This is a genomic window from Nocardia sp. NPDC058519 (genome assembly GCF_042719755.1).
GTDB lineage: Bacteria > Actinomycetota > Actinomycetes > Mycobacteriales > Mycobacteriaceae > Nocardia.
The window spans coordinates 1-25,156 of record NZ_JBHXNK010000024.1 but is presented as its reverse complement, the minus strand read 5'-3'; the positions used below and the strand labels follow the sequence as shown (position 1 = coordinate 25,156).

The following is a 25,156-nucleotide window of genomic DNA, read 5'->3' as shown; positions in this document are numbered from 1 at the left end:
TCCACTCAGTCCAGAGGCGGAGGCGCGCCGAGAACGAGGGTCTATGTACGCAGTGCGCTGTGCAAGCGTGCCGCGGCCACCGCGCGACGTGCGTCGCGGGCGGGGAGCAGGGCGAGTGCGTGTTCGTGGACGGCGATGTCGTCGGGGGCGCGATCGCCGTATGCCAGTGCGTGATTCGCGTCCGGGCTGTTCAGTACCGCGTTGCGCATGGCGACTTCGAGGTAGTCGCGCCATTCGCTGATGCCCGGCGTATCCGAATCAGGAAGCAGCGGACCGTGATACAGGCGAACGGCGGTGTCGAGATCGCCTCGCTCGATGGCACGCAGCACGTCGACGGCGTCGCAGGACAGGGGAGTGGTGAAGCGGTAGACGCGGCTGGTGATGTCGCCGCCGGTGGCGCGGCGCAGGTACGACATCTCCGATTTCAGCGTGCTCGCGCCGACCGCCCGATCGCCGTAGACGGCGTAGTGCAGGCGTTCGTGGCTGTAGCCGTCGTCGTCGAGGGCGAGCAGGGTCAGGATCTCGAGGTGGCGTGGCCGCAACCGGATCTGCTGACCGTCCCGCATCAACCGGCCGGTACCGAGGCTGGTCAGCCGCATCCCGGCGGGCGCGGGCACAGCGGCGTGCAATTTCGACTCGATGGCGCTGGTCATGGTGCGCACGGTGGCCATGGCCAGCGGATGCGAGCGCTTCCAGGTGGTCGACAGGTCGAGCACCCCGAGCAATGTCCCGTCGGCGGCGCGGATCGGCGCGCAATAACAGACCCAGCCGTGCAGTGCCGCCACCAGATGTTCGGCCGAGAACACGGTGTGCGGTTGGTCGGTGCGCAACGCCAAGGACAACGCGTTGGTCCCCATGTGCGCCTCGTCCCACCGGCCACCCGGCGCGAAGTTCACCTGCTCGGCCCGTCTGCGCATGACGGGCCCGCCATAGGTCCACAGAATCGTTCCCGAAGCATCGGTGACCGCCGCGACGTACCCCGCGTCATCGGCCACACTGTGCAATTGCTCTTTCAGCTCGGTAACCGGCCCCCGCAACGGCGACTCCGCCCACCGTGGCCCGATATCGGTCTCACTGACCGGCGCGTGATCGCGCCCCGGATCCACCGTCCGCAACGACCGCGTCCAGGACTGCGCCACCTCGGTCCGCACCCCCGAACTCCCGGCCCCTGAAACCCCCACCCCACCGGGCACCCACATGGCCCACTCCCGCTCCAGCGCAGCCCGCTGCGCGGAAAGCGTGAGCTGCACCATCTCGGGTCTTCCTAACTAGACGAACCGGGCAAGGATTCCACATTTCATCATGCCTCAGCACCGCCCGCTGAGCAGCGGTTTCGCCAGCCCATACTGCCGCAACGGCGAGGCGGTGACCGGGACTACATTGTTGGAATGAGGCAGATCAGCCAGCGTGAACTGGTCGCCCGCCATCGAGCGTTGCCGCGGGTGGACTATGCGTCGGTCCTAGCCCCCGAGTTTCTATCGAGCCGCTGAAGCTGTCGCGGCCATGACGCTCAGCCGGGCTGGACGATGCGGGTTCCGAGGTCGAAGTGGATGCCGGATCGGAGCATTGTGGTGGCGGGCAGGCCGATCATGGCGCGGAAGGATTCGCTGAAGTGGGAGGGGGTGGCGAAGCCTGCGTCGAGGGCGGAGCGGGTGAGGTCGTGGCCGTTGACGGCGCTGCTCACCGCGCAGACCATGCGATTCCAGCGTTGGTAGCCGCGGAAGGTGGTGCCGCAGTGCTGGGTGAACAGGTGCAGGAAGTGGCCGGTGGACAGGCCTAGGTTCGCGGCGATCTGGTCGGCGCGCAGGGCGTTGGCGGGCTGGTCGCGGATCGCGGCTGCGAGCCTGGAGATGCGTGCGTCGGTGCCGAGGTTCGGGCCCGCGATGGCGCGGCTGTAGAGGAGATCCGGGTCGGCGACGGGTTCGCGGCCCAGCTCGACGAGTTCGCGCTCGCGGCGATGGCTCAGGCCGAAAGTGCCTGCTGCAGCGGTCATCTCGTCGGCAATCATGGTCGCGGGCGCACTCGACGGGTCGATGAACAGCACCAGAATCCACCCCTGCGTGGCAACGACGCGGTGCGCGGTGCGGGCAGGCGCGAAGGAGCTGCCGGTGCGAATCGGACCGCGGGAGGTGTGCACGATCAGCGGCCCGTCCAGCCCCACGGTGAGCATCGCGACCGGCGGCGAATGCGTGTCGGGCAGCAGATCCGGCCCGATGTACCCGATGTGCCCCGGCCGGACCCACGCGATCGGCGTCCGCACCGATCCGCGGATCTCCGAACGGGTATCGATGCTCACCCTCACCAGGGTATCGACGTGTCGCCGGGTGCGCCGCAACAGCAACGCTCACTGTTGTCGGTGGGCCTTGCTATCAAGGTGCATGAGCACATTCATGCTGATCCCGGGAGCCGGGTGCGATGCGGGTTATTGGGGGCAGGTGGCAGACGAGCTGCGCGGGCTCGGCCATGACGCGATCCCCGTGTCGTTGCCGAGCGAGGACGACAGCGCCGGGTTGGGGGAATACGCCGACGCGGTGGTCGAGGCGATCGGCGAGCGACGGGATGTGGTTGTGGTGGCGCACTCGTTCGGGGGGTTCACCGCGCCGCTCGTGTGCGAACGGGTACCGGTGGAGCGAATGGTGTTGGTATCGGCGATGATTCCGGCGCCTGGCGAGGCGCCGGGCGACTGGTGGGCCAACACCGGGCATGCGACCTCGGGTGATGACGACGTGTTCTACAACCAGCTCACTCCCGCGCAGCGGGCCGAGGCGGAGAAATACGAGTGCGGCCAGTCCGAAACCCCGATGGAGTCCGCATGCCCGCTGGCGTCTTGGCCCGAGGTGCCGACCCGGTTCATCTTGCTGCGCGACGACCGGTTCTTCCCCGCCGACTTCATGCGTGGACTCGTAGCCTCCAGGCTGGGGATCGAGCCGGTCGAAATGGATGGCGGGCACATGGTCATGATGTCGGGCCCCGCCGAATTGGCTCGTCTCCTGCTCTGATCACACGGCATGAATACTAGATCGTTCGGTCTTGTAAGAGCGCCGATCGGGCCGTAGGAGTGCTCAGCTCAGGATCGACACCGCTACCCGGCCGGCGTCGCGCAGGCGGGTGGCGGCGTTGGGGGTGCGTTCGAGGACCCAGATTCCCTGGAAGAAGACCAGGAGGAAGCGGGCAAGTGCGCGCGGGTCGGCGTCGGGGGCCAGTTCGTCCTGGGCGTGGGCGCGCGACAGGGCGGAGGCCAGTGCGGTTTCGGTCCGCGCCCAGCTGGATTCGACCAGCCGGGCGACGTCGGGGTCGCGGGCGGCAAGTTCGACCGCGGCGGTGGTGACCAGGCAGCCGAGGAATCTGTTCTCCGCGCACGACTCGTTCACGAACCGGTCGATCAGGCCCCTGACCGCGGGTAGCGCCGGGCCGGGGCGGGCCAGTTCCGCGGTGATCCGCGCGTCGACGAGCTCGAGATGGCGTTGCAGCGCCTTCATGAAGAGCTCGTGTTTGCAGCCGAAGGTCGCGAACATACTGGCCCTGGCGATGCCGAGATGCTCGACCAGATCCGCGATCGACGTCGTCTCGTAGCCGCGCTGCCAGAACAGGTCCAATGCGCGATCGAGGGCGACATCGGGGTCGAATTCCTTGGTGCGCGCCATATTTCATGATGCTAGGTCTATTGCGACCGATCGGTCAAATATGTCAAACTTCGTCCCGCCATCCACAACTACAGAACAGGACGCGTGATGAAGAAGCTTGTCGTTGTTGCCGCTGTGATCGCAGGGCTCGTCGCACCAGCAGGTGCGGCCGCCGCGGAATCCGTTGCCGCACCTGTCGCTACGACATCGGCCCCCGCTCCGGTGGGTTCCTCGTCGGCGGACGTGTTCTGTGCCGTCCTCGTTTTCCTGAAGGGCGGCTGGGCAGGTCGGCCGGCCGACTGCTCATTCTGACGAGCTCAACTTTTCGAGGAGTTCCCATGCATGTCTTCCGTGCGATCGTCGTCGGCGCCATGATCGGTGCCGCGACCCTGGCTGGTGGCGGCACCGCCATGGCCGAGGTCCGCCCGATCGGACCGCCCATGCCATCACTGTGCGAGGGCCACCCGCTGCTCGCCGCGTGGTGTTTCATCAACAGCCAATCGGCGTAGAGGTCGAAGTCGCATATCGGGCGAATAGCGGGTGTGGTTGCCGCCCTGAGGCATTCGTCGAACTCGGGGCGGCAACCGACCGCTGAGATGAGTTGCCGGGCTCGCGGACCTACGAGGGTCGTCGTTGATCGGCGACCTCGGGGAGGCGGGGGACCGAGGCTACGAGTTGGCGGGTGTATTCGTGTCGGGGGGAGCGTAGGACCGTGTCGGCCTCGCCGGATTCGACGATCTGGCCGTTCTTCATCACGAGGACGCGGTCGGCGAGGTGGTGCACTACGCCGAGGTCGTGGGAGATGAGGAGCAGGGCGGTGCCGAACTCGGATTGGAGTTCGGCGAGTAGGTCGAGGACCTGGGCTTGAACGGAGACGTCGAGGGCGGAGAGGGGTTCGTCGGCTACCAGGAGGGCGGGGTTGGGGGCCAGGGCGCGGGCGATGGCTACGCGTTGGCGTTGGCCGCCGGAGAGGGTGCGGGGGTGGCGGGGGAGCAGGTCGCGGGCGAGGCCGACCGCGTCGAGGATTTCGTGGACGCGGTGGGTGCGGGCTTTGCCGCGCAGGTTGACGGTGTCGAGGCTTTCGCCGATGACACGTTCCACGGTGTAGCGAGGGTCGAAGGAGCTCAGTGGGTCCTGGGCGATCAGTTGCGCGGCGCCGCGGTGGGGGCGTAATTCCTTGTCGGAGAGCTCACTCCATGGTTCGCCGTCGACGACCACCCGTCCGGACGACGGTGCGATGAGCCTCAGCGCGAGACGAGCCGTCGTGGTTTTGCCCGAACCGGATTCGCCCACGATGCCGAGGGTTTCGCCGCCGAACAGGTCGAAGTCGACATTGTCGACGACCGTGCGGGCGGCTGATCCCGAGCCGTAGGTTTTGCGCAGGTTGCGGACCGAGAGCACGACTCGGGTGTTGTCCACCGTGCGCGGCGGCAGCAGTGGGCGCTCGGACACCGCCAGCTTCGACCCGCGTGAGGCCGCCGACGGTACGGCCGCGAGCAGCTTCTCGGTGTACGGATGCGTCGGCCGGGTCAGTACATCGTGCGTGCTGCCCTCCTCGACGACCTCCCCGTCACGCATGACCAGCACCCGATCCGCCACCTCGGCCACGACCGCGAGGTCGTGGCTGATCAGCAGAAGTGCCGTTCCCGCGGCTTTTCGGGCACGAAGCAGATCCAGGATCTGTTGCTGCACAGTCACATCGAGCGCGGTGGTCGGCTCGTCGGCGATGATGAGACGCGGATCGCCTGCCAGCGCCGTCGCGATCAACACGCGCTGACGCAGCCCGCCGGACAGCTCGTGGGGATACTGACGCAGCCGCAGTTCGGGTTCGGGGACGCCGACATCGGTGAGCAGCCGCACGCTGCGGGCGGTGAGCGCCTGCCCGCGCAGCCCGGTCAGTGCGCGTTGCGCTTCGGCGAGCTGACTGCCGATCGAGCACAGCGGATCCAGGGAGACCAACGCGTCTTGGAGCACGAATCCGATGTCGGTGCCCCGGATTCGCCGCCACTGCCGCGTCCGATGGTCACGCGCGTCCTGCCCGAAGAGTTCGAGCCGGTCGGCGCGCACGGCAGCGCCCGAGCCTGCCAAACCGACCAGCGTGCGTGCCGTCACCGACTTGCCCGACCCGGACTCGCCGACGAGAGCGACGGCTTCACCCGGCTCGATCCGCAGATCGATGCCGCGCACCACATCCTTCGCCGCGAACCCGACCCGCAGATTCTCGACCTCGATCAGACTCATACCGTTGGCCTTCCGTCGTAGTGCCGCTGCCAGCGTCGGCCCAGCGAGCTCACCGCGATGACCGTGGCGGTGACGGCCACACCGGGCAGCACGCCGATCCACCAGGCATTGCGCAGATAGTTGCGGCCTTCGGCGAGCATCGCGCCCCATTCCGGTTCCGGCGGTTGCGGGCCCATCCCCAGGAAGCTCAGACCGGCCGCGCCGAGAATGGCGGTGCCGAGGCCGATGGTGGCCAGGATGGGGACCTGCGCGACCGCGTGCGGCAGGACGTGCCGCCGCACCAGTGTTGCCCTGGTGAGGCCGAAAGTTCGTGCCTGCTCGACATACCCGGACTCCTGCACCACGAGGGTCTGCGCGCGCACCACCCGGGCGAACCTGGGAATCGAGGCGATACCGAGCGCGAAGATCAGGTTCGTGGTGCCGGGGCCGGTGAACGAGATCAGGACCAGCGCGAGCAGCAGGTCGGGGAACGCGGAGACCACGTCGAGGAACCGGGTGATCAGCTCGTCGAGCGGCCCGCGCGCCAACCCGGACAGCAGGCCGAGCGCCGTGCCGGCCACGACCGCGATCGCGACAGCGGTGACGCCGATGAGTAGCGAGTAGCGCGCGCCGTGGACGACGCGGGTGAAGACGTCACGCCCCAGGTGATCGGTGCCGAACCAATGCTGCGCACTCGGTGGCAGCTGGGCGGCGAGGGGATCGGCGGCGAGCGGGTCGGCACCGGCCAGCAGGACAGGGGCAACCACGGCGATCGCGACCAGCCCCACTGTCAGTGCTGCGACGGCTACACCCGGCACTACAGTGAAACCCTTCGCGCGCAAGCTGATTCGTGCGATTGCCGCGTGCGGAAGATCTGCGATCGTCATAGCGCCGGTCCTCGATGGAAGTCGGGCAGTGAGCGTGAATATGTTGTAGGCATGGCGATTCGACCAGCCATGCGCCGCGTTCCGGCAGTCATCGTTCCCCTCCATTGCCGGCGTCGCGACGCAGCCGTGGGTCGAGCCACAGGTAGAGCAGGTCGACCAGCGTGCTGATCACGACGTAGACGAACGCCGAGAGAATCGCCACGGCCAGCACAACGGGAAGGTCCTGTGCGAGAACGGCTTCGACGGTTACCCGCCCTAGTCCGGGCCGTCCGAAGACCTCCTCGATGATCACCGCCCCGCCGAGCAAACCGCCGACCAGCCATCCGGTCAAGGTCACCGCGGGCAGGGCCGCGTGCCGCAATCCGTGCCGCAGCCGCAACGCGCTCTCGCTCACCGACCACGACCGCACCGTCACCGCGAACGGTTCATCGAGCGCCCGCTCCAGCCCGTCGCGCAGTACCTGGGAGATCACCGCGCCCAGCGACAGCCCGAGCGCGAGTGCGGGCAGTACCAAGGCGGACAGTCCCTTGTTCGCCGCCACCGGAAAGATCTTCAACTGGAAGCTGAACACCGAGAGCAGCACGATGCCGAGCCAGAAAGCCGGTGTCGAAACAAGCGCCAGCTCAACAGCATTCGCGACGGCACGAGATCGCCGCCGCTGCGCTGTGCTCGTCGCCACGACAACCGCGAACACCAGCGCCACCAGCAACGCGGCACCGGTCAGCGCCAACGTCGGCCCGGCCTGCGAGCCGATGATCTCCGACACCGGCCGCTGCAGCACATACGAACGCCCGAAATCCCCCTGCGCCACATTCCACAGGTAGCGGGCGTACTGCACGACGGCCGGACTGTCGAGTCCCCATTCGGCGCGGATGGCTGCCTCGACCTCCGGGGTGCGCGGTTGTTCGCCGAGCAACACGTCGACCGTGTCGCCCGGCGCGAGCCGCACACCGAGGAAGGACAGCGTGGTCGCGCCCCACAGCACGCCGATCCCCGTGATCACCCGCAGCGCCACCGCTTTGGCGAGATCGGCCCGCCCGCCACGCTCGCTGTCCGCGATCGGCGCCGCTGTTTCCGGCGCGACAACCTCCGCCGTCACGGGCGCAGGACCGATCCGGTACACCAGCGATCCACCGGATCCGAGCCGATCGTGGGCTGCCGGGCCGAATCTCCGGGCTTACCCTGGTTTCCGCCGCGGACGACCGCGCCGGACCGCCGCCCCGACTCGCACGCGCCGCCGCGCACAGCGGGCCGACCCCCGCGCCGGCGGCGGATCCCGCTATCCACGATCGACCCAGATGTCGTACGCGTTCTCCGGAAGCTGCTTGTACGGACGGTATCCCGCGCCGTACACGTGCGCTCCCGTGGCGATCTGGTTCTCGGGAATGTAGAGCGGCAGCCCGTACGCCTTGTCGACGAGCGCGAACCGCTGCAACTGCGCGTACTGCTTGGCGCGCTCGGCGTTGTCGGTGGTCGAGGCGCCGGCTTTCAGCCAGGTGGACAGTTGGGGATCGGTCGCGCGGCTGTAGTTCAGCGTGCCGAGCGGCGTCGGTGGGTACCAGTGGTTCTCGATATCGATGCCGCCGGTGATGGTGTCGGAGTTGGCGATCGACCCGAAGGCGTTCTTCTTGCGGAGCTCGGCGTAGGTGCCGAGGTCGACGTAGGACAGCTTCAGATCGATGCCCGCGTTCTGCTTGGCCTGCGCCTGCACCGCCTGCAACAGCACCTCACGCTGATCGCGCACCGTCGACTGGGCCTGTACCAGTTCGATGGTCAGCCGCTGGCCGTCTTTGGTCCGGAAACCGTCGGAATCCTTTGCCGTCCAACCGGCTTCGTCGAGCAGCCGGTTCGCGGCGGCCTTGTCGGCGCCGTAGGTGCCCTCGATGCTCTTGTCGTAGAACAGTGTGTCGACGCTGGAGGCGATACCCCAGCCGCGGGTGCGCTCGCCGCGATAGATCGACTGCAGCACCGCGTTCACGTCGACGGAATTGTTGAGCGCCTTGCGGACCTTCTCGTCGGTGGCCGGACCGAAGGTCGCGTTCCAGTACAGCGTGTACGGGCTGCCGTTGTTCAGCCCGGTCGAATACGTGAAATCGGGGTTGTCCCGGAACAGCGAGGCATCGTTGCCGGAGACGCCCTCGATGAGGTCGACCTGACCGGAGGTGAGCGCGCCGGTGCGCACCGACGACTCGGGCAGGAAACGGTAGGTCACCTCGTCGAGGTAGGCCGGACCCTGATGCTTGGCGCTCTGCGGCGCCCAGTTGTAGTCGGGGTTCTTGCGGAAGTGCAGTTCCTGACCTTTCACGTAGCGGTCGAGGAGGAACGGCCCGGTACCCGCGATCTCCGGCCCACCCGCCTTGAGCTGCGGCTTGTCCCACGCAGCCGAGGAGATGATGGGGAACCCGGCGGCGAAGTCGAGGAACGGCGCGTACGGGTCCTTCAGGGCGAACACCACGGTGCGCTCGTCGCGCGCGGTCACCGCGGCCAGGTGCGACAGCGGCCCGGCGGACCAGCCGCCGGAATAGGACACGTCCTGCATCGTGGTGAAGTTGCGGGCCACGGCGGCCGCGGTGAGTGGGTTGCCGTCGGTGAACTTCACGCCCTCGCGCAGGGTGAAGGTGTAGGTGAGCCCGTCGGGCGAGATCTCGTGGCCGGCGGCCAGCCACGGGACGAATCCACCCTCGGCGGTGCGCGCCAGCAGCGACTCGAAGACGTTGCGCAACATCAGGTGCGTGTTGCTCTGCCCGTTGAGGTGCGGGTTGAGGGTGGTCGGCTCGGTTTCCACCCCCCACGTCAACGAGCCGCCGCTGACCGGTTGCGCCGAGTCGCGTGCTGCGGTGTCCGTTCCACCACACGCGGTCGCCAGCACGGCCACCGCCGATACCAGAGCTGTGGCAAGTAGTCGCCGATGTCGCATCACAGCGCGGCGCCCCTCTCTTCGATGAGAAACAATGATTGAGCTGTGGTGACCACGGCACCCTCGGCCGCGTTCACGGTGACGATCCCCGCATGGGTGGCGGTCAGTTCGTGTTCGAGCTTCATGGCCTCGACCACGCCGAGCAGCTGTCCCTTCTCGACCGGGTTGCCCGATTCGACATGGAGCTGCACGAGGGTGCCCGGCATGGGCGAACGGATCTCGGGATCCGTCGCGGTCGTGCCGAGCGAGCGGTATTCGGCGTAGCGCACCTGCCGGGAAACCCCGGCTACCTGGGAGATCCAGCCCTCACCCGAGCGTCGGACGACGCAGGGGGTCGCGCCGACCGAGATCGTGTCGCCCGCGGTTCGCCGAGCTGCGACACCCGGGTCGGTCTTGCGCCGGGCGGGGACGCTCGGGCCGGTGTCGGTGTTCGCGTCGATCGTGTCGGCGCGGACCAGCACCGCCTCGCCCTCGTAGCCGCCGACTCGCACCGTGAACGCCCGCCCGTCGACCGACAGATCGAGACTGCCGAGATCGCGATCGGCGGGATCGAGCCAGGCCCGGTCGCCGCCGGGAGCCCCGGTCGACCACGGCGTCGCGCGGTCGGGCGCGGCCAGCGTTGCGGCTACCGCGAGGGCACTCAGCTCGTCGGGATCGGCGAACTCGGCGACCGGATCGATCCGGTCCAGGTAGGCGGTGTCGTGCTCCGCGGCCACGACGATCGGGGCGGCGAGGATGCGTCCCGCAAAACCGAGATTGGTCGAAATGCCTTGCCAGCGAAGGTCTTCGCAGGCACGGCGCGCGGCGGTGAGTGCTTCGTCGCGGGTGGCGCCGGTCGCGACGAGTTTGGCGATCATCGGATCGAACCCGCCGGTGACGTCGAGCCGGCGGGTGAAGGCGCGTTCGACGCGAACATCCGGCCAGTGGGTGACCTCGATCGCGCCCGGGCACGGCAGAAACGACCGGAACGGGTCCTCGGCGTACATCCGCACCTGCACCGAGGCGCCCGAGTAGGCGATGTCGGCCTGCTCGGCGGGCAGCGGTTCACCCGCGGCGACCAGCAATTGCCACTGCACCAGATCGATGCCGGTGATCTCCTCGGTGACGGTGTGCTCCACCTGCAACCGCGTATTCATCTCGATGAAGAAGAACTCGGCACCGACCAGCAGGAACTCGAAGGTGCCCGCGCCCACGTACTGCAAGGCCTTCGTGCCACCCACGGCGGCGGCGAACATCGCCGCCCGCACCGCATCGGGAATCCGCGGGGCCGGAGCTTCCTCGATCACCTTCTGATGCCGTCGTTGCAGCGAGCAGTCACGGTCGAAAAGGTGGACGGCGTGGCCGAATTCGTCACCGAAGACCTGCACCTCGATGTGGCGTGCGCGCTCGACGTACCGCTCGAGATGCAGGCGACCGTCGGCGAAAGCCGCTGTCGCGGTGCGTGATGCAGATGCCAGTGCCTCGCGCAGGCCGGCAGCCGAGCGCACCACCGACATGCCCTTACCGCCACCGCCGCCCGCGGGCTTGACGATCAGCGGATACCCGATCTCGGCTGCCGCTCTCACCAGGGCATCGAGGTCTTCGCTTGCCTGCTCGGTGCCCGGCAACACGGGCACACCCGCCGCGGCCATGACCTGACGCGCGGAGGCCTTGTCGGCCATCGTGTCGATCACCCGCGAACTCGGGCCGACGAACACCAGCCCTGCCGCGCGCACCGCACGCGCGAAACCGGCGTTCTCGGACAGGAATCCGTAGCCGGGATGTACCGCGTCACAACCGGTTTCGGTCGCGGCACGTACCAGCGCGTCCGCATCGAGGTAGCCGCGGGCAGCGCCGCTCGAATCGAGTTCGGGTAGCGCCACGGTCGTCACGGCCGCGCCGTGATAGGTGAGCGCCCGGTCCGCCTCGACGCTCACCGTCACGTACTCGATGCCGAGGCAGTCGCAGGTGCGCGCGATCCGGGCGGCGATCTCGCCCCGGTTCGCGATGAGTAGTCGCGAGATCACAGCCGGAACACCCCGAAGTTCGCGGCCGCGGGTTGCGGCCGATCCCAGCGTTCATGTGCCAGCGACAAGCACCGCGCCAACCACGACCGGGTGTCCTCCGGTTCGACAACGGCATCGATCCACATGCGGGCCGCGATGTAGGTCGGCAGCGATTGCCGTTCGAAACTGTCGATGATCGGCTGCTTGATGGCGGCTTCCTCGGCCGCGCTGAGTTCCTTGCCCTCGCGGCGCAACCGGTCCCGCTTGAGGATCGCCATCACCGCCGCGGCCTGCTCGCCACCGACCCCGGTGGAGCGGGCATTGGGCCACATCGCCATGAACTGGCCGCCCATCGACCGCCCCGACATCGCGAAATTGGCGGCGCCGAAACTGCCGCCGATCACCAGCGAGATCTTCGGCACCGTGGCGCACGAGACCGCGTTCACCATCTTCGCGCCGTGTTTGGCGATCCCGGCCCGCTCGTACTCCTCGCCGACCATGAACCCACTCACGTTGTGCACGAACAGCAGTGGGATGCGGCGCTGCTCGCAGATCTGGATGAAGTTGGTGGCCTTGAGCGCGCTGTCGGGGAAGATCACGCCCTGATTGGCGATGATCCCGACCTCGTAGCCCGCGATCCGGGCGGTCGCGCACACGATCGTGATGCCGTAGTCCTTGCGGTACTCGACCCACGAGCCGGCGTCGACGACGCAGCGCAGAATCGCGCGAACGTCCATCTCCTTCTTGGTGGTCGCCGGGATCAGATCCGGCAGCCGCACCGGATCGTCGGCGGGCTCGAGCACTTCGAACGCGGGCGGATGCACGCGGTCACCGGGGGTGCGGGACACGATGTCGCGCACCATCGCCAGAGCTTCCAGCTCGTTCGCCGCGAGATGGTCGGCCACCGCGGTTTCGCGCACGTGCAGCTCGGCACCGCCGAGGGTTTGCGCGTCGACCACCACGCCTGTAGCGGCCTCCACCAGCTGCGGACCGCCGAGGAAGACGGTGCTGAGGTCCTTCACCATCACCGTCTCGTCGCTCATCGCGGGGATGTACGCGCCGCCCGCGGTGCAGATGCCGAGCACCGCCGAGATCTGTGGCAGGCCGAGCGCCGACATCTCCGCGATATTGCGGAACATCTTCCCGAGGTGCTCCTCGTCGGGGAAGATCTCCTCCTGCAACGGGAGGTAGATGCCTCCGGAGTCCGCCAGATACACACACGGCAGTCGGTATTCCCTGGCCAGCTTCTGCCCGCGCAGGTGTTTCTTGATCGTGAGCGGGTAGAAGGTTCCGCCTTTGACGTGCGGATCGTTGGCGAACACCATGCACGGCCTGCCGTGGATGGTGCCGATGCCCACGATCAGGGCGGCGGCGGGCAGATCGGTGTCGTACACCTCGTGGGCGGCGAGCCTGCCGATCTCCAGGAACGGTGTCCCGGGGTCGAGGATGCGGTTGACCCGTTCGCGCACAGGCAGTTTCGCGTCGCCGTGGCGTCGGCGCGGTGCCACGATCCCGGCGGTGTGATCGCGCAGCAGGGTGCGCTGGGCTTCGAACCCGATGTTTTTCTCGATGACGGCGGTCATGCTGGTAGTTCCTCCCGGTCCTGATGCGCGGCGAGGCTCGAGCTCAGGGTGTCGGCGAAGCGGCGGATCGTGTCGGGTTCGAGGTCGGCCCGCAACATCAGGCGCAGGCCCGCGCTGCCGCGGCGGATGATCGGGAAGAACACCGGCGAGGTGTAGAAACCGGCGTCGAGCATGTCCCGTGCCACGGCGACCGTGACGTCCTCCCGGCCGATGCTGACGAAGCGGATGGGCAGTCCGTCACCGGCGAGCTGGGTATCGACGAGCGAGTCGAACAGCCGGACCCGCTCCTGGAGCGCGACCTGGAGTCGATCGACGGTGCCGTCGTCGTGCAGCTCGCACGAGGCGATGATCGCGCCGAGTCCGGCGGTGTTGATGCGCTGCGACCACATCAGCGGCCCGCTGGTGCGCAGCAGGGTGGGTGTGCGCGACGCGTCACCCGCCGTGCCGAAGAAGATCACGCCACCGCTGGCGCCGAAACCTTTGTTGAGCGAGGCGATCACGAGGGTCCGCTCTCGCCAGCCCGTATAGGCGCCGAGAACGTAGCCGCGGCCGTGACTACCCAGAGTCGAAAGGCCGTGCGCCTCATCGAAATACAAGAACAATCCGTAGCGATCCTGAAGGCGGTGCAACTCCGCGAGCGGCGCCCCACCGCCCGTGCTGTACACGCCGTCGGCGACATAGGCCACGTGGGAGTGCTTGCGGCACAACTCTTCCAAGGCGGCGATATCGTTGTGCTCGATCGTGACCAGTTCGGTCTCGTCCGCGACCAGTGGCTTCATCGCGTTCAGGCAGAAATGCGCGTTCTTGTCGAAGACCACCAGCGGCGGGTGCCCATCGGTGAGCTCACCGGAGGCGAGCAGCGGCAAGGTCGCCCACGCGGCGGCCGCGCACGACGACACGGTCACCGCCTGCGCGTCGAAGGTCCGGGAGAGTCGCTGCTCGGCCTCCTCGAGCAGGCCGAGCCGAATGCGCATCCGGGAAATAGAGGAATTGACCGTCGCGGTTTCGTCGAGCCCGCGATGGGCGCCCTCGATGATTCGTGGATCGCTGTCCAAGCCGAGATAGGAATAGGACGAGAAATTGACGATCGTGCGACCGTCCCGGGAATGGACTATTCCGTCGCGCATATCGTCGGCGATGATGTCGACAAGTCCGTGAGCGGTGCTGTCGTCCCAAAATGTGTTGCTCAATTGCAATTGCCTGCGGATATTAGCGAAATGGTTTCTGGCCATCGATCTTCATTCCTTTGCTACGACGAGCACGTTGACAGCGGCGAGCAGGGTGATGGCGATGGACCAGGCCAGGAGCCCGGACAGCGTGGGGCCTGCCAGCGAGGCGATGCCCGCGAGGCCCTGTTGGATCAGCGCGCACCACGAGACCGCGATGGCGGCGCCGGTGGCGAGGTGGCTGACGGCGTGCGCGGCGCTGTTGGGGAACAGCGTCGCCTGGCCGAAGGTCGTCGTGATGTACCCGGCGAGGAAGACCGGCAGCGCGATCGCCCGTGGCAGATCGAGGGCCCACACGGCGGTGATGAGCGCGCAGCCCGCGAGCATGATCCAGGCGCCCTGCCGCATCATGGCGCGCGCGCCCACCCCTCGCACGCGCTGTCGCACATAGGTCGCGCCGCCGAGGTAGGCCGCACCGTAGAGGACGCCGAACAGGCCGAACACCCAGGGTGAGAGCGCGAAACGGTCGGTGAAGATGAACGCGGACTTCTGCTGGATCATCACGATGACGGCGAATCCGATGCCGCCCGCGACCGCGCTCACGACGAAGACCCGGTCCGTGAAAAGGCGTCTAGCTGTGCCTTTGTCCTTCGAACCGGGTTCGCGCCGTGGCAACGAGATGCGCAGGGCGAACGCGACCGGCACGGCGGCGAGCACGGCGAGCACGACGAATCCGTACCGCCACCCGACCGTCGAGGTGACGATGCCGCCGATCACCTGCCCGCCGCCGAGCGCGACGACGAACGCCATCGACAACAGCGCGAGTTGGCGCGCGAGCTCCGCGCCGGTGAACAGGTCCTTGATCATCATCCGGCCGACAACCGCGATACCGCCCGCGCCGATCGCCTGCACCACGCGCAGGCCGAGCAGCTCCGGCGCATTGCTGATCAGCGCCAAGCCCGCGCTGGCGAGGACGAAACACAGCCCCGCCGCGACGAAGGCGGGCACCCGGCCGAACCGCTCCGCGGCCCTGCCCCACGCGACGACCGGGAGCGCGGCGAACACCACGAACACCGCCACCGACAGTTGCAGAGTGGTCTCACTCGCACCGATATCGGCACCGAGCGCGGGCATACTCGGCAGATAGATGGTGGTCGCCATTTGGGCGACCGCGACCGCGACACATGCCGTTGCGACAACTGCTCGGCGTGTTGCCGCGGAAGCCGGGGTTTCGCCCGTTTCCGCTTGCACAAACAATGCACTCCCCTATGGCCGAGCGAATCACGCGAGACGCTTGATCCGACCTCTAGATATACGGCGAGGGGAAGCGGCCGAACACCGTTGCGATCGTGTTGATTCGAGCTCGAAGACCAATATTCGAGGGTGGATTCGCGACGCCATGATGTGTCACATGGGGATGGATGCGAAGAAATCTGCGTGCGCGCACTGGGCGGGGCGCAGGATCCACACGCACCGGGGTCTCGATCTCCGCTCGGCGGGTGTGGCAGGGTGGAACTGTGAACCGATTGGCCGGTGCGACCTCGCCCTATCTGCGTCAACACGCCGACAACCCCGTCCATTGGCGGGAGTGGGACGCCGATGCCCTGGCCGAGGCGGCCGAGCGCAACGTGCCGATCCTGCTGTCGATCGGGTACGCGAGCTGCCACTGGTGCCATGTGATGGCACACGAGTCGTTCGAGGACCTCGCGACGGCCGAGCAGATGAACGCCGACTTCGTCTGTGTGAAGGTGGACCGGGAGGAGCGCCCGGACCTGGACGCGGTGTACATGAATGCCACCGTGGCCATGACCGGGCAGGGCGGCTGGCCCATGACGTGCTTCCTCACGCCCGACGGTGCGCCGTTCTACTGCGGCACGTACTACCCGAAGCAGCCGCGCGGGGGGATGCCGTCGTTCACGCAGTTGCTCAGCGCGGTGACCGATACCTGGCTCAATCGGCGCGATGACGTGGACAAGGCCGCGCGGCAGGTGACCGATGCGCTCCAGGCGCAGGCTTCAGGTCTTCCCGACGCCGAATTCACTGTTGTCCCCGAGCTTCTCGACAAGGCTGTGCTGGCGATCGCCGCCGACGAGGACTCCGCACACGGCGGATTCGGTGGGGCACCGAAGTTCCCGCCGTCGGCGCTGCTGGAAGGACTGCTGCGGCACTGGGAGCGGACCGGCGACCAGGCGGTGTTCGATCTGGTCGAGCGCACGGCCGAGGCGATGGCGCGTGGCGGGATCTATGACCAGTTGCGCGGTGGGTTCGCGCGCTACTCGGTCGATGCCGGATGGCTCGTACCGCACTTCGAGAAGATGCTCTACGACAACGCCCTGCTGCTGCGCGCCTACGCCCATCTCGCTCGCCGTGCGCCCGTCACCCCGCTGGAATCGTTGCCGCACAGGGTGACTCGGGAGACCGTCGAATTCCTGCTGGGCGATCTAGGGACCGCCGACGGCGGTTTCGCCTCGGCGCTCGATGCCGACACCCACCTCGAACCGGGCGGTCCCGGTGTCGAGGGCGCCACCTACGTGTGGACGCCCGCCGAGCTGATCGGCGAACTCGGCCCGCTCGAAGGGATGTGGGTGGCAGACGCTCTCGGCGTCACCACCGGGGGCAATTTCGAACAGGGCACATCGGTGCTCACCCGCCACAGCGACCCCGTCGACGCCGAACAGGCGTCTCGCTTCGATCGACTGCGCGCCCAGCTGTTCGAGGCCCGCGCCAAGCGCCCGCAGCCTGCCCGCGACGACAAAGTGGTCACCGCCTGGAACGGCATGGCCATCACCGCGCTCGCGGAATCCGGTGCGGCGCTGGAAGAACCCTCGTGGATCGCCGCCGCCGTGCGCTGCGCCCGCTACCTGCTCGACGTCCATCTCGTCGACGGCAGACTGCGCCGCGCCTCCCTCGACGGTGTCGCGGGCGCCCCGCCCGGTGTCCTCGAGGACTACGCCTGGTTCGTCACCGGCCTGCTCGCCCTCTACCAGGCCACCGGCGAACCGGACTGGCTCGCCGCCGCACAGTTGTTGCTGGACAACACGATCGACCACTTCGCCGACACCGAACGCCCCGGCAACTGGTTCGACACCGCCGACGACGCCGAAACCCTGGTAGCCCGCCCGCGCGACCCCGTCGACGGCGCCACCCCCGCAGGCGCGTCCGCCCTGGCCGAAGCCCTGCTCACCGCGTCCGCGGTCGCCGACACCGAACGCGCCGTCCGCTACCGCGAACTCGCCGACCAGACCCTGGCCCGCGGCGCGATCCTGCTGGCCCGCGCACCCCGCACGGCGGGCAACTGGCTGTCGGTCGCCGAAGCCTCCGTCCGCGGCCCGTATCAGGTAGCCATTGCGGCCACCGAAAAGTCCGCCACCACAATGGAACTCCTCGCCGCGGCCCGAGCATGGGCCCCCGGCGGCTCGATCATCCTCGCCGCCCCACCGAACACCGCCCCCCTCCTCGCCGACCGCCCCCTGGTCGACGGCGCCCCCGCCGCCTACGTCTGCCGAGGCTCGGTCTGCGACCTCCCGGTCACCGATCCGGCCGCCCTGACCGCATCACTTCAACGGTGAGCGCAACGCCTGCGTAGATACCGTCGCCAACGCACGCCCGTGTCGATGTGGATGCCTAGCCCTACTTACCCGGCGAGATGTCGGTCCAGGTCCGCGTTCGGCCGGGGATTCCGCGCAGGCGTAAGTCCTTGTAGCGCTTCCACTTCGATCGTTCGGCCGGTGTCGCGGCCTGCCAGACCGAATCGCTCACCAGCACGCGCCGGGAAGCTTCCTTCGCGACGGCGGTGAGCCGGGCCGCCGCGTTGACCGCGTCGCCGATGACCGTGAATTCGAGGCGGGTGTCGGCGCCGACGTCGCCGGCGAACACCTGGCCACGGGCGACGCCGATGCCGACGTCGAGTTCGCCGGTGGCGACCACTTCGTCGCGGATGCGGCGAGCGGCGCGCAGGGCGGGGGTGGCGTTGTCCTGCAGGGCGGACGGGGCGCCGAAGATGCACAGGGCGGCGTCGCCCGCGAATTTGTTCACCAGGCCGCCGTTGTCCTCGGTGGCCGCGACGACCGTGGCGAGCAGGCGGTTGAGCTTGTGCACGAAATCCTCGGGTGCCATTTCGGCGGAGAGCTGCACCGAGCCGGTGACGTCGACGAACAGCGCCGAGACGATGCGCACATCGCCGGTGAGGTCGGTGCTGCCCGCCAGCGCGCGTTCGGCCACGGTGGAGCCGACGTGCCTGCCGAAGACATCCTCGGTGTGCATCTGGTCGCGCAGCGTGGCCGCGAGTTCGTTCACGGAGTGTTCGAGCCGCCCGATCTCACTCGCGCTGCCCACCGGCACCCGCACATCGAGTTCGCCGCGGGTGATCCGGTCCAGCGCCCGGTACATCGTGCGCATCGGCGTGGCCACCGAGCGCGCGAGCAGCGCGGTCGCGAACGCGCCGACACCGAGCGCGACGATCGAGAACAGCCAGGCGGCACGCACCCGGTCCGAGGCGGAGGTGGTGGAGTCGCTCAAGACGACGATGATGATCAGTCCCGGCAGCGCACTGGACACCGCCCAGGTGACGAGTACCCGAACCAGCACGGTCGAGCTGGGATGCACGGTGGGCCCGAGCACCGCGGCGACAATGGGCACGGCAGGCCGGATCAGCCGGTCCAGGATCAGATAGGTCGCGCCCGCCGCTTCCAGCCCGCCGAGGGCGAAGCCGGCCAGCAGCACGGGGACGTTGTGATAGTCGGTGAACCGGTCGACCAGCCACACGGTCAACACGACGCCCGGTGCCCACAGCACGATCACGCGCGCGGTGATCGCGGCGGGCAGCCGGATCAGGACCCGCGCTTCCTCGGGCGTCGGTTTGCGGTTGTCGTCGAGCCAGCGCATGTACCGGCGCCGGTCGTAGAGCGAGATTCCGATGCCTGCGAGGAAGCCGACCACCGGATAGATCAGGATCAGCGGCGCCGCGTCACTCCAATCGGTGCCGACCCGGCTGAACACGCCGCCCGCCCAGCTGACCAGGAAGATAGCCGTGGCCCCGACCAAATTGGCGGAGGTGACCACCAGCGCCAGTCCCCAATAGGACTGAAGCGCCCACCGGACCAGCCGGTTCACCGCGCACGCCCGACCCCGGCGCCGGAGGACGCCCGGGCATCACGAGCTGCGCTGACCGGTGACACAACTACTGAGCATAGAAGGCACGCGGGTCCACGCCACGCCCACGCGCCGTTCAGCCGAGCACGACGAGCCAGATCGCGACGTAGTGACACAGCGCCGCGACCACCGTCGCCGCGTGGAAGAACTCGTGATGCCCGAAGTCGGGCCAAGGGTTGGGCCACTTGGTCGCGTACAGCACGGCCCCCACGCTGTAGATCACCCCACCGACCGCGAGCAGTACCAGCGGCGCCACGCCGACGTTGTGCAGCAGCTCGGGCGCCACCGGCACGATCGCCCACCCCAGCAGCAGGTACAGCGGCACCCCCACCCATGCGGGCGCGGTCGGCCACAACAACTTCAGCGCGATTCCCGCGATGGCCCCCGCCCACACCACGACCAGCAGGATCTGCCCGGTCCGACCTGGCAACCCGAGCAGCGCGAACGGCGTGTAACTGCCCGCGATGAACAGGAAGATCATCGAATGATCGGCCCGCTTCATCCGCACCCTGGTCCGCACGCTCGCCCAGGTGATCCGGTGATACACCGCGCTCACGCCGAACAGCGCGCACACCGAAACCCCGTAGAGCAGCGTCGACCAGCCCGCGGTCAAGGACGTCAGGAACCCGAACACCACGAGCACCGTCACCGCGACAGCGGCGACGCCAACGGCCCACGTATGAATCCACCCGCGAAACCGCGGCTTCGAGTGCCCGTCGGCCTCAGTCAGAACCGCCTCCACGAAACCTCCCAAGCCAAAACCTACGGTACCGTAGGTTACCGGCCCAAGGTTACGGCAAGACCGGGGAGGCGGGGGAGTGAGGCAGTTCCAGGCGTAGGGTGCGGCTGTGGAGTCGTTTCTTGGTCGGGTGCGTGGATTGCCGTACCGCATCTACGAAGCCAGGCTGTCGCAGCAGCTGGCAGACAAGCAGCACCCTCGCCATGTCGCCGTGATGTGCGACGGCAATCGCCGCTGGGCGCGCGAGAACGGGTTCACCGATGTCAGCCACGGCCATCGCGTCGGCGCGCTGAAGATCGCCGAGCTCGTCGGCTGGTGTTCCGACCAGGGCATCGAGATGGTCACCGTCTATCTGCTCTCGACCGAGAACCTGCGCCGCGATGCCGATGAGCTCGAGACGCTGTTCGAAGTGATCACCGATGTCGTCGAGGAACTATCCGCCCCTGAGCAGAACTGGAGCGTGCGGATCGTCGGGTCGCTCGAGGGTTTCCCCGAGCTGATCGCCAAGCGACTCCGGGTGGCCGCCGAGCGCACGAGCGGGCGTGATGGCGTGCATGTGAACGTCGCGGTGGGGTACGGCGGGCGCCAGGAGATTACCGACGCGGTGCGTTCGCTGGTGCGCCAGGAGATCGCCGCGGGGGAGTCGGGTGAGGATCTGGTGCAGTCGATTACGGTCGACGCGATCGGCCAGCACCTCTACACCTCCGGTCAGCCCGACCCGGATCTGGTGATCAGAACCTCTGGCGAACAGCGACTTTCAGGTTTCCTGTTGTGGCAGAGCGCCTACTCGGAGATCTGGTTCACCGAGGCGTATTGGCCGGAGTTCCGGCGCGTCGACTTCCTGCGCGCACTGAGGGATTACGCCGCGCGGCACCGTCGTTTCGGCGTGTGATGTCGTAGCGGTCGTCGAACTGACCATCCCGTTGCACGTGGATCCGGCGGTCGACCGTCCGCGATATCGACGTGGCGACCAGGCTCGACCCGGCCTGGAAGTTGTAGTCGAGAAGGCCCGATCCGGGACGCCCCCGGGCTAGGCGTACCTCCGCATTCGCTCCGGCCGTGCGCACGTCTTCGGGTGGCTGTGTCCATTAGGCTGCCGCACGAGACCGGGCCCGACGACACATTGCAGGGGTGTGAGCTGTGGGAGTTGCGATGAAGGCGAGCGGATGGCGTGCGCGGATCGCGGTGCTCGGTGCCGTGGCGGTGGTCACGGGTTGCGGCGGGGTCGACCAGCCGGCGCCGCCACGACTGACGCCCGCCGAGGAGCAGGCCGCGAAGGGCCCCGTGTTCGCCTATCGCACCGACGCCGAACTCGCGGTGGTACACGGCGCCGAAACTGTCAGGGCGCCGGGTAGTTTCGGCTATTCGTCGGCCGCGGTGTCGTTCACCAGGGACGGGCAGTACGCGTTCGCGGTGGAGACGAGCAGCAAGACACTGGTCGCGCTGGGTGTGCGGGACCGGTCGGTGACGCGCATACCGTGCGACTGCAGCGACGCGGTCGCGTTGCGTGGGTCGGTGGTCGGCTGGTGGCGGGAGCCGGGCCAGATCATGAGCATGGATCTGGGCGGTACCGAGCCCGCCGGACCCGAACGTGAGATCGTCCTGCCGGATTCGCCGAGTCCGCTGACCGGCGGCGCGTGGGACGGCGCCAAGCTGGTGGCGGCCACCGACGAATTCGTCCTGCTGGCTCGCGTCGAATCGCGCGGACTGTGGTGGGAGAAGAGCCACCTCTACGCCATCGGCGTCGACGCCATCCTGCCGCTCGGCCGCGTGCCCGGCATCGACGCCGGACTCTCGGCCGCCGCCGGACCGGACGGGCACACCTTCGTGCTGGCAGGCGCGACGGCGCGCAGCGCGACCTGTGGCAGCGGCAATGTGGCGACCATCGACGCCGCCACCAACAGCGTCCTGGCGCTGCCGACGCTGCCGGGCGAGTGCTCGGCGGCCTACAGCCCGCGGTGGGGCACCGACAGCTCGATCACGATCGCCACCCGTAAATGGGCCGACTTCGCGGGCGCGCCGAGCACGGTCGACCGGCTGCAGTCGGCGGCACAGGGGTGGGCGCCGGTCGGGGAGTACCCGGTGGTCGACATGCTCCCGAGGGCGCAGGAGTCGATGATCGAGGTGGTCGCCGGCGAGCCTACCGATGCGCGCGGCACACCGCACGGGGTGCTGGTTGTCCACAAGGGCGACGCCCGTGAGGAATTGGCGCAGCAGGTCGTTTCGCTGGGTTCGCCGACGGCCACTTCCCGCTGAGGATGTGCGCGGAACCTGTTGCCGCGCAGGCTGATCAGAGCTTGCGCAGCCGCAGCCTGTTGATCGTGTGGTCGGAGTCCTTGCGCAGCACCAGGGTTGCGCGCGGGCGCGTCGGCAGGATGTTCTCCACCAGGTTGGGCCGGTTGGTGGAGTTCCAGATATCGCGCGCGGCCGCGGTGGCCTGCTCGTCGCTGAACGCCGCGTAGTGGTGGAAGTGTGCCTCGGGGTCGGCGAAGCCGGTCTTGCGCAACGCGAGAAAGCGCTGCACATACCAGTTCTCGATGTCCTCGATGCGGGCATCGACATAGATGGAGAAGTCGAACAGGTCCGACACCATCAGTCGCGGACCGGTCTGCAGCACGTTCAGGCCCTCGACGATGAGAATGTCGGGCTGACGGACACAGTGCTTCTCGTCGGGCACGATGTCGTAGGACTTGTGCGAATACACCGGCGCGCACACCTCTTCGGCGCCCGACTTCACCTCGGTGACGAACCGCAGCAGCTTGCGCCGGTCGTAACTGTCCGGGAAACCCTTGCGGTGCATGATGCCGCGACGGATGAGTTCGGCGGTGGGATAAAGGAATCCGTCGGTGGTCACCAGGTCGACTCGCGGATGGTGATCCCAGCGCGCCAGGAGCGCTTGCAGCACGCGCGCGGTGGTCGACTTGCCGACCGCGACACTGCCCGCGACACCGATCACGAACGGCACCTGCTTATCGGGATGCTTCTCCCCGAGGAAGGTGGCGGTGGCGGCGAACAACCGCTGCCGTGCCGCGACCTGTAGATGGATCAACCTGGCCAGCGGCAGGTAGACCTCGGCGACTTCCTCGAGGTCGATCTGCTCGCCGAGACCGCGCAGGCCGGTCAGCTCGTCCTCGGTCAGAACCAGGGGAGTCGATTTGCGCAGTGTGCGCCACTGGCTGCGGTCGAACTCCACATAGGGGCTCGGTTCACTCATCCGTGCCACCTACCCGACCCCCCGTCCGGGCGCATCCGCACAGCTTGGCTGCCCGTCTGGTGAGATCCGGGATAACTCTGACCGCATAGCGAGATTGTGCTCCGTGCTCGCCACCGGCGCGCAACAGGGGGTTTGGCTACCAGTCGGTAACTAGCAACAACCCCGAGGTACGGCGCCATTTTCGGATGGACCACGTAATGTCGGGCGGATGGGGTCACATCCACTTGTCACTGAATACCTGCGCCTCGGTTTGGCTTTCGATCGCCTCGAAGAGGGGTTCGTCGACGCCTACACCGGCGATCCGCAGCTGCGTCGCGATGTCGAGAACGCCGCCGTCCCTGAACCCGCCGAGCTGGCCCGGCGCGCCGTCGAGCTGCGGGCCGCCCTGCCCGATGCCGGGCTCTCGGCCCAGCGCACCGAATTCCTCGATGCCCACCTGGTGGCGATGGAGTGCTCGGCCCGCAAATTCGCCGGTGAGCAGATCGGCTTCGTCGACGAGGTCCGCGCCTACTTCGACGTCGACATCGCACCCGGTGACCCCGACGACTACCGCGAAGCGCACCGGCAGATGGACGAGGTGCTCGGCGGCGACGGTCCGCTCGCCGAACGCGCCGCCGCCTACCGTCGCGGCGACGAGATCCCGCCGGAAAAACTCGCGATCTGCGTCGAAGCGTTCTCCAGCGCGTTGCGCGAGCGGGTGCGCGACCGGTATCCGCTACCCGACCACGAGCACGTCACCTACGAGGTGGTCGGCGACAAGCCCTGGTCGGGCTTCAACTACTACCTCGGCAATTTCGCCTCGACGGTCGCGATCAACTCCGACCTCAAACAGCACATGGGCAACCTTCCCGCACTGATCGCGCACGAGGCCTACCCCGGCCATCACACCGAGCACTGCCGCAAGGAAGCCGGTCTGGTCGCGGCGGGCGAGGACGAGCAGACGCTGTTCCTGGTCAACACACCGCAGTGCCTGATGGCCGAGGGCCTTGCCGACCTGGCTCTGCAGTCGATCGTCGGACCCGGCTGGGGCGTGTGGGCCCAGGAGATCTACGCCGACCTCGGCCTTCGTTTCGACGGTGAACGGGCCGAACGCTTCTCGACCGCGTCGGCGAAATTGCTGAACGTGCGTCAGGACGCCGCGCTGCTGCTGCACGATCAGCATCGCAGCGAGGACGAGGTGGCGCAGTTCCTGCAGCGATGGATTCTGGCGACGCCGGAACGGGCGCGGCAGTCGCTGCGGTTCCTGTCCTCGCCGCTGTGGCGGGCCTACATCAGCACCTATGTGGAGGGTTACCGGTTGCTCGGTGGGTGGCTCGACGGTGCGGTCGGTGCCCAGAATCGGGTCGAGCGGTTCGGGCGTCTGCTCGACGAGCCGCTGACACCCGGGGCGATCCGGCGGATGAGTGTCGTTACCGGATGACGGCCGTGTTCGACGGCTATCGAACCTGGTCAGGCGTTCGAGCGTCGCGCTGTGAGCTGCGTCTCCCGGGTGGCGGCTCGGACGGCGTTGCGGTATCCCCGTGCTCGGCTCGCACAGGGTCGGCAATAGACTCACATGCGTGACGCAGACGACCGCTTCGGTGAATACCCAGTCTCTCGGTGAGCTCGATCCCGAGTTGGCCGCCGCGATGGCGGGCGAGCTCGCCCGTGAACGCGACACCCTCGAGATGA

General features: G+C 68.0%; 20 protein-coding genes. 6 read left to right on the top strand and 14 right to left on the bottom strand.

From position 1 onward, the window contains the following. Nucleotides 1–41: 41 nt before the first annotated feature. A complete protein-coding gene (locus ACFWPK_RS24400) occupies nt 42–1,253 on the bottom strand; it encodes a transcriptional regulator (protein WP_378919408.1) in 1,212 nt (403 codons plus the stop codon). Between the two features lie 257 nt (nt 1,254–1,510). Further along, nucleotides 1,511–2,296, bottom strand: a complete 786-nt coding sequence (locus ACFWPK_RS24395; RefSeq protein WP_378919406.1) for a helix-turn-helix domain-containing protein — start codon at nt 2,294–2,296, stop codon at nt 1,511–1,513. Between the two features lie 82 nt (nt 2,297–2,378). Between ACFWPK_RS24395 and ACFWPK_RS24390 the strand changes: the two genes are divergently transcribed. Further along, nucleotides 2,379–2,999: an alpha/beta fold hydrolase gene (locus ACFWPK_RS24390; RefSeq protein ID WP_378919404.1), complete on the top strand. Its 621-nt coding sequence runs from the start codon at nt 2,379–2,381 to the stop codon at nt 2,997–2,999. Between the two features lie 63 nt (nt 3,000–3,062). Here the strand turns inward: ACFWPK_RS24390 and ACFWPK_RS24385 are convergent, their stop codons facing one another. Then, nucleotides 3,063–3,644, bottom strand: a complete 582-nt coding sequence (locus tag ACFWPK_RS24385) for a TetR/AcrR family transcriptional regulator (RefSeq protein WP_378919402.1) — start codon at nt 3,642–3,644, stop codon at nt 3,063–3,065. Between the two features lie 317 nt (nt 3,645–3,961). Between ACFWPK_RS24385 and ACFWPK_RS24380 the strand changes: the two genes are divergently transcribed. After that, nucleotides 3,962–4,132: a hypothetical protein gene (locus ACFWPK_RS24380; protein ID WP_378919400.1), complete on the top strand. Its 171-nt coding sequence runs from the start codon at nt 3,962–3,964 to the stop codon at nt 4,130–4,132. 109 nt (nt 4,133–4,241) lie between these two features. Here the strand turns inward: ACFWPK_RS24380 and ACFWPK_RS24375 are convergent, their stop codons facing one another. The 8 genes from ACFWPK_RS24375 to ACFWPK_RS24340 form a co-directional block, all read right to left on the bottom strand. Then, on the bottom strand, nt 4,242–5,864 hold the full coding sequence (locus ACFWPK_RS24375) for a dipeptide ABC transporter ATP-binding protein (protein WP_378919398.1): 1,623 nt from the start codon (nt 5,862–5,864) through the stop codon (nt 4,242–4,244). Next, nucleotides 5,861–6,730, bottom strand: a complete 870-nt coding sequence (locus ACFWPK_RS24370; RefSeq protein ID WP_378919397.1) for an ABC transporter permease — start codon at nt 6,728–6,730, stop codon at nt 5,861–5,863. Before ACFWPK_RS24370 ends, ACFWPK_RS24375 begins: the two co-directional genes overlap by 4 nt. Before the next feature lie 88 nt (nt 6,731–6,818). After that, nucleotides 6,819–7,829, bottom strand: coding sequence for an ABC transporter permease (locus ACFWPK_RS24365; protein ID WP_378919395.1), 1,011 nt, complete (start codon nt 7,827–7,829; stop codon nt 6,819–6,821). A 180-nt stretch (nt 7,830–8,009) separates the two neighbouring features. Continuing rightward, entirely contained in the window at nt 8,010–9,647 is a 1,638-nt protein-coding gene (locus ACFWPK_RS24360) for an ABC transporter substrate-binding protein (RefSeq protein ID WP_378919584.1), read from the bottom strand. Continuing rightward, nucleotides 9,647–11,653, bottom strand: a complete 2,007-nt coding sequence (locus ACFWPK_RS24355) for an acetyl/propionyl/methylcrotonyl-CoA carboxylase subunit alpha (protein ID WP_378919393.1) — start codon at nt 11,651–11,653, stop codon at nt 9,647–9,649. Before ACFWPK_RS24355 ends, ACFWPK_RS24360 begins: the two co-directional genes overlap by 1 nt. After that, entirely contained in the window at nt 11,650–13,215 is a 1,566-nt protein-coding gene (locus tag ACFWPK_RS24350) for an acyl-CoA carboxylase subunit beta (protein WP_378919391.1), read from the bottom strand. Before ACFWPK_RS24350 ends, ACFWPK_RS24355 begins: the two co-directional genes overlap by 4 nt. Further along, nucleotides 13,212–14,447, bottom strand: a complete 1,236-nt coding sequence (locus tag ACFWPK_RS24345; protein WP_378919389.1) for an aminotransferase class I/II-fold pyridoxal phosphate-dependent enzyme — start codon at nt 14,445–14,447, stop codon at nt 13,212–13,214. The genes ACFWPK_RS24350 and ACFWPK_RS24345 overlap by 4 nt, the downstream gene beginning before the upstream one ends. Nucleotides 14,448–14,453: 6 nt before the next feature. Further along, nucleotides 14,454–15,632, bottom strand: coding sequence for an MFS transporter (locus ACFWPK_RS24340; protein WP_378919387.1), 1,179 nt, complete (start codon nt 15,630–15,632; stop codon nt 14,454–14,456). Between the two features lie 266 nt (nt 15,633–15,898). Here ACFWPK_RS24340 and ACFWPK_RS24335 point away from each other — a divergent pair, with 266 nt between their 5' ends. Beyond that, nucleotides 15,899–17,950: a thioredoxin domain-containing protein gene (locus ACFWPK_RS24335; RefSeq protein ID WP_378919385.1), complete on the top strand. Its 2,052-nt coding sequence runs from the start codon at nt 15,899–15,901 to the stop codon at nt 17,948–17,950. A gap of 61 nt (nt 17,951–18,011) precedes the next feature. Here ACFWPK_RS24335 and ACFWPK_RS24330 read toward each other — a convergent pair whose 3' ends face one another. Both ACFWPK_RS24330 and ACFWPK_RS24325 read right to left on the bottom strand, forming a co-directional pair. After that, complete coding sequence (locus ACFWPK_RS24330) at nt 18,012–19,493, bottom strand: adenylate/guanylate cyclase domain-containing protein (protein WP_378919383.1); 1,482 nt, start codon at nt 19,491–19,493, stop codon at nt 18,012–18,014. A gap of 115 nt (nt 19,494–19,608) precedes the next feature. Beyond that, nucleotides 19,609–20,274: a hemolysin III family protein gene (locus ACFWPK_RS24325; protein ID WP_378919381.1), complete on the bottom strand. Its 666-nt coding sequence runs from the start codon at nt 20,272–20,274 to the stop codon at nt 19,609–19,611. A 106-nt stretch (nt 20,275–20,380) separates the two neighbouring features. On the opposite strand from ACFWPK_RS24325, the gene ACFWPK_RS24320 reads away from it, so the two are divergent. After that, nucleotides 20,381–21,163, top strand: coding sequence for an isoprenyl transferase (locus tag ACFWPK_RS24320; RefSeq protein WP_378919380.1), 783 nt, complete (start codon nt 20,381–20,383; stop codon nt 21,161–21,163). 260 nt (nt 21,164–21,423) lie between these two features. Continuing rightward, the gene (locus ACFWPK_RS24315; protein ID WP_378919378.1) at nt 21,424–22,527 is read left to right on the top strand and encodes a hypothetical protein; all 1,104 of its coding nucleotides are present in this window, start codon (nt 21,424–21,426) and stop codon (nt 22,525–22,527) included. Nucleotides 22,528–22,561: 34 nt separating this feature from the next. Here the strand turns inward: ACFWPK_RS24315 and coaA are convergent, their stop codons facing one another. Further along, entirely contained in the window at nt 22,562–23,494 is a 933-nt protein-coding gene (coaA, locus tag ACFWPK_RS24310; protein ID WP_378919376.1) for a type I pantothenate kinase, read from the bottom strand. Between the two features lie 199 nt (nt 23,495–23,693). Between coaA and ACFWPK_RS24305 the strand changes: the two genes are divergently transcribed. Next, on the top strand, nt 23,694–24,905 hold the full coding sequence (locus ACFWPK_RS24305; RefSeq protein ID WP_378919374.1) for a DUF885 domain-containing protein: 1,212 nt from the start codon (nt 23,694–23,696) through the stop codon (nt 24,903–24,905). The last annotated feature ends 251 nt before the right edge of the window (nt 24,906–25,156 follow it).

What these genes read in the sequence shown, in the direction of transcription:
- ACFWPK_RS24400 (WP_378919408.1), bottom strand. Translation starts at nt 1,253, where the DNA reads ATGGTGCAGCTCACGCTTTCCGCGCAGCGGGCTGCGCTGGAGCGGGAG.
- ACFWPK_RS24390 (WP_378919404.1), top strand. Translation starts at nt 2,379, where the DNA reads ATGAGCACATTCATGCTGATCCCGGGAGCCGGGTGCGATGCGGGTTAT.
- ACFWPK_RS24385 (WP_378919402.1), bottom strand. Translation starts at nt 3,644, where the DNA reads ATGGCGCGCACCAAGGAATTCGACCCCGATGTCGCCCTCGATCGCGCA.
- ACFWPK_RS24380 (WP_378919400.1), top strand. Translation starts at nt 3,962, where the DNA reads ATGCATGTCTTCCGTGCGATCGTCGTCGGCGCCATGATCGGTGCCGCG.
- ACFWPK_RS24375 (WP_378919398.1), bottom strand. Translation starts at nt 5,864, where the DNA reads ATGAGTCTGATCGAGGTCGAGAATCTGCGGGTCGGGTTCGCGGCGAAG.
- ACFWPK_RS24370 (WP_378919397.1), bottom strand. Translation starts at nt 6,730, where the DNA reads ATGACGATCGCAGATCTTCCGCACGCGGCAATCGCACGAATCAGCTTG.
- ACFWPK_RS24360 (WP_378919584.1), bottom strand. Translation starts at nt 9,647, where the DNA reads ATGCGACATCGGCGACTACTTGCCACAGCTCTGGTATCGGCGGTGGCC.
- ACFWPK_RS24350 (WP_378919391.1), bottom strand. Translation starts at nt 13,215, where the DNA reads ATGACCGCCGTCATCGAGAAAAACATCGGGTTCGAAGCCCAGCGCACC.
- ACFWPK_RS24345 (WP_378919389.1), bottom strand. Translation starts at nt 14,447, where the DNA reads ATGGCCAGAAACCATTTCGCTAATATCCGCAGGCAATTGCAATTGAGC.
- ACFWPK_RS24315 (WP_378919378.1), top strand. Translation starts at nt 21,424, where the DNA reads ATGAAGGCGAGCGGATGGCGTGCGCGGATCGCGGTGCTCGGTGCCGTG.
- ACFWPK_RS24305 (WP_378919374.1), top strand. Translation starts at nt 23,694, where the DNA reads ATGGGGTCACATCCACTTGTCACTGAATACCTGCGCCTCGGTTTGGCT.